The 12,464-nt window shown below is 37.8% G+C and carries 11 protein-coding genes and 1 tRNA gene; 7 read left to right on the forward strand and 5 right to left on the reverse strand.

The features are described from left to right. Positions 1-215 precede the first annotated feature (215 nt). A complete protein-coding gene (locus ACFYKT_RS15980; protein ID WP_389221658.1) occupies positions 216-2,516 on the reverse strand; it encodes an ATP-dependent helicase in 2,301 nt (766 codons plus the stop codon). A 153-nt stretch (positions 2,517-2,669) separates the two neighbouring features. On the opposite strand from ACFYKT_RS15980, the gene ACFYKT_RS15985 reads away from it, so the two are divergent. Further along, positions 2,670-2,954: a hypothetical protein gene (locus tag ACFYKT_RS15985; protein WP_389221660.1), complete on the forward strand. Its 285-nt coding sequence runs from the start codon at positions 2,670-2,672 to the stop codon at positions 2,952-2,954. 51 nt (positions 2,955-3,005) lie between these two features. On the opposite strand, the gene ACFYKT_RS15990 is transcribed toward ACFYKT_RS15985, so the two are convergent. From ACFYKT_RS15990 to ACFYKT_RS16000, 3 genes are all read right to left on the reverse strand, one after another. Beyond that, a complete protein-coding gene (locus ACFYKT_RS15990; protein WP_389221662.1) occupies positions 3,006-3,428 on the reverse strand; it encodes a GNAT family N-acetyltransferase in 423 nt (140 codons plus the stop codon). A gap of 6 nt (positions 3,429-3,434) precedes the next feature. Continuing rightward, on the reverse strand, positions 3,435-3,947 hold the full coding sequence (locus tag ACFYKT_RS15995) for a YjcG family protein (RefSeq protein WP_389221664.1): 513 nt from the start codon (positions 3,945-3,947) through the stop codon (positions 3,435-3,437). A 266-nt stretch (positions 3,948-4,213) separates the two neighbouring features. Then, positions 4,214-4,939, reverse strand: a complete 726-nt coding sequence (locus ACFYKT_RS16000; RefSeq protein ID WP_389221666.1) for an alpha/beta hydrolase — start codon at positions 4,937-4,939, stop codon at positions 4,214-4,216. Between the two features lie 279 nt (positions 4,940-5,218). On the opposite strand from ACFYKT_RS16000, the gene ACFYKT_RS16005 reads away from it, so the two are divergent. From ACFYKT_RS16005 to ACFYKT_RS16020, 4 genes are all read left to right on the forward strand, one after another. Beyond that, positions 5,219-6,232, forward strand: coding sequence for a TAXI family TRAP transporter solute-binding subunit (locus tag ACFYKT_RS16005; protein WP_389221668.1), 1,014 nt, complete (start codon positions 5,219-5,221; stop codon positions 6,230-6,232). Positions 6,233-6,372: 140 nt separating this feature from the next. Further along, a complete protein-coding gene (locus ACFYKT_RS16010) occupies positions 6,373-6,906 on the forward strand; it encodes a DUF1850 domain-containing protein (RefSeq protein WP_389221670.1) in 534 nt (177 codons plus the stop codon). Further along, positions 6,890-8,851, forward strand: a complete 1,962-nt coding sequence (locus tag ACFYKT_RS16015; RefSeq protein WP_389221672.1) for a TRAP transporter permease — start codon at positions 6,890-6,892, stop codon at positions 8,849-8,851. The genes ACFYKT_RS16010 and ACFYKT_RS16015 overlap by 17 nt, the downstream gene beginning before the upstream one ends. Before the next feature lie 159 nt (positions 8,852-9,010). Beyond that, positions 9,011-9,082, forward strand: a tRNA-Val gene (locus ACFYKT_RS16020). A gap of 227 nt (positions 9,083-9,309) precedes the next feature. Here the strand turns inward: ACFYKT_RS16020 and ACFYKT_RS16025 are convergent. Next, positions 9,310-10,071 carry an SDR family NAD(P)-dependent oxidoreductase gene (locus ACFYKT_RS16025; RefSeq protein WP_389221674.1) on the reverse strand — a complete coding sequence of 254 codons (762 nt, stop codon included), beginning with the start codon at positions 10,069-10,071 and terminating at the stop codon, positions 9,310-9,312. A gap of 255 nt (positions 10,072-10,326) precedes the next feature. Here ACFYKT_RS16025 and ACFYKT_RS16030 point away from each other — a divergent pair, with 255 nt between their 5' ends. Beyond that, the gene (locus tag ACFYKT_RS16030) at positions 10,327-11,955 is read left to right on the forward strand and encodes an FAD-dependent oxidoreductase (RefSeq protein WP_389221676.1); all 1,629 of its coding nucleotides are present in this window, start codon (positions 10,327-10,329) and stop codon (positions 11,953-11,955) included. A 34-nt stretch (positions 11,956-11,989) separates the two neighbouring features. Further along, positions 11,990-12,442, forward strand: a complete 453-nt coding sequence (locus tag ACFYKT_RS16035; RefSeq protein WP_389221678.1) for a CoxG family protein — start codon at positions 11,990-11,992, stop codon at positions 12,440-12,442. Positions 12,443-12,464 lie beyond the last annotated feature (22 nt).

The raw sequence follows: 12,464 nt of genomic DNA on the forward strand, positions 1-12,464 counted from the left end.
TACTTCTAAATCTAAAGGTAAAACTATTTGATTCATGTTATAATTTTTAAACATAAGGATCCTTCTTTCTGAGATTTGGTGTGGTAACTTTATCTTATCAGAAGTGGTCCTTATTTTTATGCAAAAATTAATCAAAGCCGGTGAAATTTTACTCGTCGTAAAATTCCACCGGCTTTTTCATTTCAGAGGTGGGTTTTGTCCCAGCCTCTATTTTTTTATCTTTTTGAACTGCTCATTCTCGTTAATGGAGAGAGAAATCTAGATGGATAAGCTTTTTTTCCACGCCTTTTTTCAGGAATTGAAATATAAAGATGTTCCATTGCTCTTGTGATAGCCACATACATAAGCCGTCGTTCTTCTTCAATCGGAGAGAAATCTCCGTTCCGATAGGCCTCAAGTGCATGGTCATGCGGGAGACTGCCATCAACTGAACCAATAATATAAACTACTTTATACTCCAGTCCTTTTGCACGATGAATCGTACTTAATGTAATGGCCTGCTGATTTTTTTTGCTGAGTTGTTTTATTTCTTTATTCATTGCTTTCATATGTTCGGAATGATCTAAAAACTCATGGATTGTTTTGAAGTTTTTTGCTGCCACTTTTAGATCCTTCAGATCGTCAGAACCTTTCTCCATCTTATTCCCTTCATTGCCGCGCTTCTTAATAAAATCATGAAGTCCGAGTTCTTTTTCAATTGTCTCCATTGCAAGGAGTGGTGATAAATGGGTGATGGATCGGATCACAGGGATAACCTTTTTTAATTTGCTTTCCTGGAAAGCAAAGCCTGTCTTTACATACTTTAGACATTCGAGCATTGAGCAGTCCTTTAAAATACTTTCTGCCATTAAATCCTTGATAATTGTTTGCTTCATAAAGAGGGCAGGAAGAATATTTATCATCGCTCCTTTATCATCTTCATTTAAAGATAATTGTAAAAATGAAAGCATACTTCGTACAATAAACCGCTCATAGAAGGATTCAACGTCCTGATCAATTCTAAAAGGAAGACTTGAGTTGACCAGACGCTCAAATACAGCTCTGCTACCCGTATTTGTACGGAATAGAATGGCGAAATCCTTAGGTTCAAACCCAGCAGATATTTTTTCCTGAATATCCGTCACAATCGATGTAGCTTCTTCCTCCTCATCATATGGATAAAATAAAGTAGGAGGCTTGTTATCGGAAAAATGGGCATTCATTTTCTTAGCCCGTCTCTTTTTATTTTGTACAATTACTTGATTGGCTGTAGAAACAATTTCATGTACAGAACGATAATTCTGCTTTAAAGCCACAACTTCTGCATGAGGAAAATCTTTTTCGAAATCTAGCAGGTATTGAGGGTCGCTGCCGCGAAATGCATAGATAGATTGATCATCATCCCCAACTGCACAAACATTCTTCGACTTAGCCGAAAGCATTTTCATGAGTTCATATTGAACCTTGTTAATGTCTTGAAATTCATCAATTAAAAAGTATTGAAAACGATTTTGATAGTTTTCAAGAAGCACAGAATCATGCTGAAAAAGGGTATAACAGCCTGTCAACATGTCATCAAAGTCAAATAATCCATCATTTTCTTTAGCTCGTTCATATTGTGTATACAGCTGGACAACTTTTTCTTCCCAAGAAGACTCAGGTCGCACTTTATCATGGGAAATGAGAGAATTCTTCCAATAGCCAATTTGCTGAAGGGCGAGGTCATAGGCGAATTCTTTTTCATCCAAATTCATGGTGCGTCCAGCCTGTTTAATCATTTGCTCTCGCTGCCAGCCTTTGCTCAATAATTTATCTGAGGTCCATTTTTCAGGAGCATGGAAAGATAAAATTCGGTAAAAAAGACTGTGAAAAGTTCCGGATACAATTTGCTGAATTTGCCTGCGTTCCATATTTGGGTAGTGTGAGAGTCTTTCTTTCATTTCAGCAGCAGCTTTTGCGGTAAAAGTAACAAGCATGATCGATTTCGGATCAATATTTTTTTCTTGGATCATGAAAGCTGTTCGTGTTGTTAATACTCTTGTCTTACCACTGCCAGCACCTGCTAGCACAAGAAGCGGCCCATCTATACGTGATACCGCATTAGCTTGATCACTATCAAGAGTGATTCCTGAATCTGCTAATCTATTTAAATAACTAAATGGATAATTGGGTTGGCTAAGTGTCAATGGACTGAAAGGAGGAATATTTTTAACGGCTTGTGCTAGTTTAACGTTCGTTTCTGGCTCTTTCACAGATGTGATCGTTCGAGATTTTGGAATTCTGAACCCATCCCGCTCCTCATACTCCACTGTTTCTTGAGGGGCATGCGGGATATCTATATCTTGGCACGAATGATTAGAATGTAGAATATGATAAAAATGAGGCTCTTGATCGATTCCTAAATAGAATCGGACTTTTTCATTGCAAGCCGGGCAATGCAAATATCCCTTTTTTCCATCTTCATAAAGGGATTGAAAATTCTCTCTACTCAATCTATTAATATGAATCATTTTATTATTCAATATGGCTGTTTTCATATAAATTCCTCAACTTTAACCTTTTTCTAAAATACTTAAGACAGATTAATCATAACAAAATATCGGGAAATCCGAAAGATCTACTGAAAATAGGCATAGAATATATGGTCTAGTTGTAAAAGATCTATTTTTAATGATTTGGAGGGAGCTAAAATGGGTTATATCGCACCTATAACAAATTTTCAATATATGCAGTATGCAGAAAGAGTGATTGGCAAAAGATATGATCCTTATCGCTTTGTACCTATTGCAAACATTAAACCATCAGCCAATCCGGAAGAAAATGACCAATCTAATCTGCTAGATCAGCCTCTTCTTTATGACCGTTCCAAAAGATATCAAGAAGCGAAACAACAAAAAGATATAAACAAGGGAGGGATTGAAAAGCTATACAGTGAAATAACAGGAAAGGGACGTTATTTTAGTGAATATGCATAGAAAAATTCCCTTAGAAAATTAAAAAACTTCTGTCAGGAGGACAGAAGTTTTTTAAATGTGTTTCTTCATCGTACGATGTGGGATTCCAGCGTCTAAAAATTCATCAGAAATGATTGTATAGCCTAGCTTGCTATAGAAGGGTATGGCATGTGTTTGGGCATTCAGCTTTAATGCTGATAACCCTTCAAGCTTTGCATATTCTTCTATTTTATTCATTATCGCTTTGCCTGAACCAGATTTACGATGGTTCCCTAATACGCAGATTCTTTCTACTTTTCCGATACCTTCAACTACACGGAATCTTCCGGCACCAACTGGAGTTTCTCCATCATAGAGAAGAAAATGAACGGCTTCTTCTTCATACTGATCAATTTCCTCTTCCACTGGTACTTGCTGCTCTTCTACAAATACGCTTTTGCGAATTGAGAATGCCTCTTGTAATTCATTGTCATTTGATACGATAGTTACTTTCACTTCACATTATTCCTTTCCAAGGCGAAATGTTTCATAGACAGTCCACGAACCATTTTCAAGCTGATACAATAGATGGAATCGATCGATTGTTTCTTCATAATTAAACTGGTTCATTCTTAAAGAGCCATAGACATCCGAATGTTCATCATTAGATAGCTGCTGTCCAATTGTAATATGAGGAACAAATGCATATTCAGAGCTTTCTGAAGGAATTTTCTCATTGATCATTTTTTGCAGCTCATCAAGCTCTTCTGACGCATCAATTTTGAAATAAATGACATTATTAACAGGCTTAAACGAGCTGAATTTTGTTGTTTTCATAACGAAAGGATCAAAATTATTTGAAATCTCGTCCAAAAGAACAGTTAACTGTTCAATTTGATCTTCAGATGCAGAGAAACTGGCTTTTAGTGTTAAATGCGGAGGAATCAGTGAATAGCTTGGATCATACCGTTTCCGAAAAGAATTGGCTTGATCTTGCAATTTTTTAGAAGGAAAAATGACGATACCTAATTTCATAACATAACCCCCATGATCAAATTTGATATAACTTCAAATGATTCGGCAAAAATTAGAGATGTAGAGTATCAATGATATATAACCATTATAACAAATTTTCCAAATATAAAGTACCGGAATGCTTTTTTTTCATGAATAGAAAGTATTTAGTGAAGAGGAAAAGCGAAGATGCGTCATACAAACGGTAAATAACGAGTTGCAATTCATCCATTTGTAAAGGCGCGGCTTCGCTTATTCCATTAAATTGAATGGTGTTTAAAAATATTTTAAGAAAACATTTGTTTTAAAGCACGTTTTAAATCTGGCTGCCAATATGTCCATGTATGGTCTCCATCGAATTCATCATAGAAATAAGGAAACCCTTTTTCAGTAAACAGCTTTGATAGCTCTCTGTTTGGTGTAAGGAAGTCTTTTTCTTCATTTCTTGTTGTTTGTACTGATGTTTCCTGTTTCCCAATGACATGATAAATACTTGTTAAATGAGTCTGTGTAACTTCATTAACTGCATTCATGACATTCTCGTCAACCATTGGGGATTGCAATATGACTTTCCCAAATGTATGCGGATACTGAACAGCAGCCATTAATGAGACCGTTGCAGCCAGTGAGTCACCAATTAAAGCTCGTCCCATTCCCATTTGATATGTAGGGAATTCCTGATCTAAATATGGAACAAGTTCATGTGCTAAGAAGCGAATGAACGCTTGGTTTTGTTCTCCGTTCGGGTGATATTTCTTCCAGCGATCCTCAACATTTTTATATGGGATCCCCACAATAATTATATTTTCAATTTCTCTATTCTTTAATAATTCATCTGCTGTTCGACCCATTCTACCAAGTTGAAAATAATCCTTGCCGTCTGGAGCAATTATAACCGAATACTTATATAAAGGAGTAAATGTAGCGGGCAAATAGATTAAAAGCTCGACATCTTCCCCTAATTCTTTACTTGATAATGTGACATCTCTAATTGATCCTCTATTATTTTCCATCGATGATTCCTCCAATTGATGATATGTAAAGCTTGCATGATATTTTAACATAAGATGAGTGGAAATGCTTTTTTTTAGATTTGAAAGAAATAAAAATATACAGTGATGGTTATAAGGACATTAGTTATAATATGGAGTTTTTCTTTAGGAAACATGCCTACTTATCGACTTCTTTCTTCCTGAGTATAACAGCCAGAAAAGATTGATTATTGACAATTGTGTTAATATTTGTGTTAAACTATAATCTAAGATTGTAAGTTTATAAAAGGGGGAAAAGGAATGAAAAAGAAGAGTTTTCTTCTCGTAACCGTATTACTTTTGGCACTGTCAATGTTTCTGGCTGCATGTGGCGGAGATGAGAAAGTAGATAGTACTGAAAAACCAGAAGGCGGCGATTCAGGTTCTGAAACAGCTGAAAAGCCAGATTTCATGAGTATTCTAACAGGTGGAACAGGAGGTACATATTATCCGCTTGGCGGTGCGTTTGCTAATATTATCTCTGATGCTACAGGTATTCAAACAACGGCGGAAAGTTCTGGTGCATCTGCTGAAAATATGAATACATTGAAGAGTGGGGATGCAGAAATTGCTTTCTCTCAAACAGATATTGCTTCCTATGCTAAAGATGGGAAATTAATGTTTGAAGGGGCAGCTGTTGATAATGTGAGTGCTATTGGTACTCTTTATCCAGAAACAATCCAAATTGTTACTACTTCAAAGTCAGGTATTAAATCTGTTGAAGATTTAAAAGGTAAGAAGGTTTCGGTCGGAGCTCCTGGTTCTGGAACTAATCCAAATGCTGAACAAATTCTTGAAGTTCATGGCATGACTTTCGATGACATTAAGAAGCAAGATCTTTCATTTGATGAGTCAACTGCTGGTATCCAAGACGGAACAATTGATGCTGCATTTGTTACTGCAGGGACTCCTACAGGTGCTGTAGAGGGGCTTTCTGCAACTGAAGATGTTGTGATTATTCCCATTGCACAAGACAAAATTGACGCATTAATCGAGAAATATCCATATTACGTTCAGGATGAAATCCCTTCTGGCACATACGGTCTTTCAGATGCTGTTTCAACAGTAGCTGTACAGGCAATGCTTGTTGTTACAAACGATCTCTCTGAGGATGTAGTATATGAAGTGACAAAAGCAATATTTGAAAACTTAGATCAAGTTGCACATGCAAAAGGAAAATTAATTAGTGCTGAAAACGCTGTTAATGGTGTAGGTATTGACATTCACCCTGGCGCTCAAAAGTACTATGATGAAAAAGGCATAACTCCTAAATAATCTAGAAAATTCTAATGGCAATGAATTGACCGGCTGTAAAACCTTAAAAATGGTTTTTACGCCGGTCAAATTATCTTCATACAACACAATTCAAAAGCCGTGGAAAATCATTAATGATCTCAGTTGTAGGTGGGGTTTACATGAATAAAAAGCCAAGTAGAAAAATCCGATTCTTGGTTCCCCTCATTATTATAACCATTGCGATTCTAGCATTCATTCCCCTCAAGCAAGCATTAGTATTTCAATATGAACACTCTGGGAAGGTGCTTGCCTATATTCCCATGCATGAGGATAGTCAGTTTAAAATCAAATATACGCATTCCATTCATTTATCTGATGTAGTGGAAAGTTATGTTATAACGAAGGATCATCAGATTAAACAGTATGAACTGATGTATGAAGATTTTGCAATTGGAATGCCAGAGAATGCAGCAGATGGTGAACAATTTGTACATAAAGATGGCAAGTATTTTATAAAAAATATGAATCGTGTTTTTCCCTTAATTGATCTTAGGCTTGGAAAAGTGAGGGCTAACCATACAGCCATTTTCAAGGGTATAGAATACCCTCTTTCTCGGTACATCGAACCAGGCACTTTGATCCGGATAAAAATAGAAAAATTAAGTGTTATTGAACAATTGAAAGGAGTGAATATCCTTGAGTCATTCAAATGAAACATTATCTCTTGAAGAGCAGCAGAAATTATTGGAGAAGTATGATCCAGAAGCTGGGACAAGAAAATTAAAAGGAATCATCGGATGGATTGTCTTTTTCGGATTGCTATCATTTTCTTTATTCCATCTATATACAGGTGTATTTGGGATGCTCACTGCCCAGCTGCAGCGTTCTATACATCTAGGGTTTGCGTTAGCCCTAATTTTCTTGCTTTTCCCTGCAAGGAAAAAAGACAAGGGACGTAAGCATAAAGTAGCTTGGTACGATATTATTTTAGCCATTCTTGGTGTGGCAGTAGGGGCTTATTGGCCTTTATTTATCGATGAAATTGTCATGAGAGCGGGTCGTATGACAGAAATAGACTTACTTGTGGGTCTTTTGGCAGTTCTCTTAGTTCTTGAGGCGACAAGAAGAGCAGTAGGTTTACCAATAACAATTATTGCAGTGCTGTTTCTTCTATATGCTCTATTTGGTCCATATATGCCTAGTTTCCTTGCCCATAGAGGACTAGACATCGAGCGACTTATACAAACAATGTTCTTCACTACAGATGGGATTCTAGGAACGCCATTAGGTGTATCTTCGACATTTATCTTCCTATTCTTATTATTTGGTTCCTTCCTTGTGAAAACAGGTGTTGGCCAATATTTCAATGATCTTGCTGTAGCCATTGCTGGGAAAAGAATAGGTGGTCCAGCAAAGGTTGCTATTTTTTCAAGTGCTTTACAAGGAACAATCAGTGGAAGCTCTGTTGCAAACGTAGTTACTTCAGGTTCTTTTACAATTCCGATGATGAAAAAGCTTGGCTACAAAAAGGAATTTGCTGGGGCAGTTGAAGCAACTGCATCAACCGGTGGACAAATTATGCCTCCAGTAATGGGAGCAGCAGCATTCCTAATGGTGGAGTTTATTGGTGGAGGAATTACTTATTGGGAAATTGCAAAAGCTGCGGCAATTCCGGCATTGCTCTATTTTACTGGGGTTTGGATTATGACCCACTTTGAGGCAAAACGTCTTGGGCTTAGAGGATTAAAGGATGAGGAAATGCCAAACAAGAAGGAAGTATTAAAGAAGATTTATTTGTTACTTCCAATTCTTGCAGTTATATTCTTATTGATGAGTGGAATGAGTGTCATTCGTGCTGCCCTCTTATCTATCGTTATTACGATTGTTGTTAGTGCAGTCAGTAAAGAAACAAGAATAAATTTTAGAGATTTCATTGATGCTTTGGTTGATGGTGCCCGAACGGCATTAGGGGTAGCGGCAGCAACTGCTGCTGCAGGGATTATCGTGGGTGTTGTGGTAAAAACGGGACTAGGCTTGAAAATGGCAAATGGACTTCTCGATCTTTCTGGTGGGTTGCTCCTTCCAACTTTGATGCTAACAATGGTGGCAGCGATCATCCTTGGAATGGGTTCACCAACAACGGCCAACTACGTTATTACATCAACTATTGCAGCTCCAGCTATTATTATTTTGGGTGTACCTGATTTATCAGCTCACTTATTTGTATTCTATTTCGGTATTATTGCAGATATCACACCTCCAGTTGCGCTTGCAGCATTTGCAGCCGCAGGGGTTTCGGGTGGAGACCCAATCAAAACGGGAGTAACGGCAACAAAGCTGGCAATTGGAGCATTTATCATCCCGTATATGTTTGTTCTCTCACCAGAACTTTTGATGATTGATACAACCTGGTACTACTTAATATGGGTAGTATTTACTGCACTAGCGGGTATGATGGCAATTGGTGCTGGTGTCATTGGCTACTGGATGCGTAAACTGAATTGGATTGAGCGAATCTTAGGCATAATTGGAGGACTAATGCTGATCTATCCAGAAGGTGTTTCAGATATCGTTGGATTAGTCATATTTGTTCTATTAATTGTTCTTCAATATATCTATAAGAGAGGTGATACTGCGAAACCACAAACAGCTGCTTAGTGTAAAAATAGGAAGTTCCATAGTGGAGCTTCCTATTTTAATAGCTTGAGTGAGATATGATATAATTTTAAATGAATGGGAAAATAAATGAACTTAAAAAATGTAATATAATATTGACATTTTCTTATTTTTTAATATAATTAAAATGTATTTATATTTGATCTGATAGTTCAGCGGGAGAACACTACCTTGACAGGGTAGGGGTCGGGGGTTCAAATCCCTCTCAGATCATACTTTAGTAACGCTATTTCTATCATTATAGAGATAGCGTTATTTTTTTCTTATTATTATAGCTTGGAAAATGGCCTGCCCCAGCGAACTAATGCTTTCCTTTAAGGGGGCAGGCCATTTTGTACTTCAAGGGCTGCAACTGCGGAGATTGCAGCAAAAATGTTTGAGTTAGTATTCCCGGAATTCCTTAGATATCGGTATTCAGTTCAGCGATTTAGGTGTTTGGTTTAATATGCACTCCAACCAAAATCAGCTGCTATCGTAACCCCATTAATATAGGATGATTCCTCAGATGCTAAAAAGAGAGCAATATTAGCGATATCCTGTGTTGTACCTGCTTTAGTCATTAAGCCAACACCACGAGTAGCAACATCCATACCAAATTCATCAATTGTTGACATATTCATTGTCAAAGGTGTAGGAACATGTGCTGGTCCGATCGCATTACAGCGTATATTTTGTGGACCGTATTGAGAGGCAATATTCTTAGTCATTCCAACAACGGCATGTTTAGATGCCGTGTAGGCCAATCCCCCACGCCCACCAGTTAAGCCCGAAATGGAGGCCATGTTAATAATATTTCCAAATCCTTTTTCCTGAAAAATTGGAAGGACCTTTCTTACTCCGCGCATCACACTAGTTACATTTATATTCATGACCCGTTCCCAAACCTCATCTGTCACATTTCCTGCTGATTGCATTTGGTCAGAGACTCCTGCATTATTAACCAAAATGTCAATTGTACCAAAAGTTTTTAAGGTTTCATCAATCATATTTTCAATATCTGCTTCGCTAGTAACATTTACTTTTACACCAATCACTTCTACTCCTAAGCTCTTTAATTCTGAAACGGTCTGATTTAACCCCTCTTCATTAAAATCCGCAACGACTACCTTTGCTCCTTCTTTTCCATACGTTAAGGCAATTTCTTTCCCGATTCCTGAACCGCTTCCTGTAATAATCGCTACTTTATTCGCTAGCCGCCCCATATTGATCTCTCCTTTTTCATTTTCTATTTTAGACAGCAAGAGCTATCCAAATTAAAGCTGAATTAATGACACTAACTTAAGAGTTTAATATTATCTGGATGATTCTTCTAATATCAGAAGTTAATTCTACGAACAAAGCAATTTTGCGTAAATATTCAAAAATTAGACGAATTAACTTGAAAAAATCAGAATAATCCTAGATAATCAAAATATTGATAGCATCACTATCAAAAATGTATCAAAGGGGATGATTTCTTGTCAAATGCAATGATTACTCATTGGGACAAAGAAGTAGATGTTATCGTTTTAGGGACTGGCGGGGCTGCGTTAACGGCTGCTGTTGCAGCTTCTGAAAACGGTTCCAAAGTGCTTGTCTTAGAAAAAACGCATCAAATCGGTGGTACAACAGCGTTTTCAGGCGGTGTACCTTGGATTCCGCTAAATCATTACATGGAAGAGCAAGGTTTTGAAGACAATCGTGAAGATGCTATTAATTTCATTAAACGCTTGGCAATTGATAGAGCTGATGATCATATGATTGAAACATTCGTTGATAAGGGGCATAAAGTAATAAAATTCTTGCATGATCATACGCCAGTTAGGTTTGTTTCTCCAAAATCCTATCCTGAGTATTATGCACGGATGGATGAAGCGTTAAAGCATGGAACACGTTCATTGGATCCCGCTCCATTCAATTTGAATGAAATTGGAGAGTGGGGAGAATTAGTACGTCAAAATCCTATTTTTCCTCCGCTTACATTAGAAGAAGGTGGAGCAGTAGGGGGGATTGATTTCCAAGTAGTAGCTGAACGTATGCAAAATAATACAGTCACCATGGGTCGTGCATTAATCGCTTCCTTATTTAAAGCATGTTTGGACCGTGGGGTAGAAACGTTAATTGAAACTGCTGGTAAAGAACTAGTTATGGGCGAGGATGGACAAGTAGTTGGTGTGATTGCTGAAACAAAAGATGGAGAAATTTTGCGGTTTGCTGCGCGTAAAGGAGTTATCCTAGCATCAGGTGGATTTGAATGGAATAAGCAGTTAGTCAAGGCCTTCCTAAAGGCTGAGTTTACACATCCAGTTACACCTCCAGGTAATGAAGGTGACGCACTTATGATGGCGATGAAGGCTGGAGCGGCACTTGAAAATATGAGTGAAGCATGGTGGTATCCAGCAATGGTCGATCCAACATTTGAATATGAAGATAACGTAATGGCACAGCTTGGCAGTGGACGTCAAGGTCCAAACTCCATTGTTGTTAACAAGTACGGACGTCGTTTTGTCCATGAAGGAACAACTTATAACGATATGCCAAGAGCATTCTTTAATTATGATCCTGTTAAAGTAGAGTTTCCAAACGAAGGACCTAACTGGATGATTTTTGACCAACAATTGAAGGACAGCCAGTTAATCGTCACGATGTCACCTGGCGAGCCTGCACCAGAATGGGTGGATCAAGCTGATTCTATTCGTGAACTAGCTGAAAAAATTAGTGTCGATCCAGCTGGTTTAGAAGATGAAGTCCGTAAATGGAATGAATATTGTGAGCAAGGTGTTGATCCAGACTTCCATCGTGGAACGATTCAATTCGAAGCATTAACAGGTGGTGGCGGTAGCCCTGCCAATAACCTTGGGAAAATCGAAAAAGGTCCATTCTACGCACTACCTATTTATTTAGGCGCACTAGGTACAAACGGTGGGCCGAAAATCAATGAAAATGGACAAGTGGTTAACTTTAAAGGCGAACCGATTAAAGGATTATATGCAGCAGGTAATGCTTCAGGAAATCCACTTGGACCGATTTATCCTAGTGCTGGCGGAACGATTGGACCAGCAATGGTATTTGGTTTCTTAGCAGGACAGCACGCAGTCAATTCATAATACGAACTTATAAAGAAGCGGGAAGGTGCATCATATGCCACAAGGAACACACACAGTAGAAGTACCATTAGATATTCAAACAATTTGGAACTTTGTTCATGATATGAACAACTGGGCTCCGCTCGTTCCAGGTTATATTGAACACGAAATTTTAAGTGAGCGCCAATCCACATGGGCATTTAAAGGTGACTTAGGTTTTATGAAAAAGACAGTGAAGTTACAAATAGATATTAAAGAATGGAATGAGCCTTCTGAAGTAATTTTTGATTTAAAAGGCATGTCTGATAACTTTAAAGGTGGAGGCTATTTCCGTGCTGAAGCCATTGATGAAAAGATAACAAAAATGTCTGGACATCTAGACATCACTGCTGGTGGGATGATGGGGGCAATGGTTAATCAAATTTTAACGAAATTTGTTCCACAAACAGCAGAAGAGCTTACTGAAGCAATCGTGGCAAAACTATTAGAAATTAATCTAGTAAAATAAAGTAAAAAGCGGTCTCATGATG

Source organism: Cytobacillus mangrovibacter, from assembly GCF_042865275.1.
Classification (GTDB): domain Bacteria; phylum Bacillota; class Bacilli; order Bacillales; family Cytobacillaceae; genus Cytobacillus; species Cytobacillus mangrovibacter.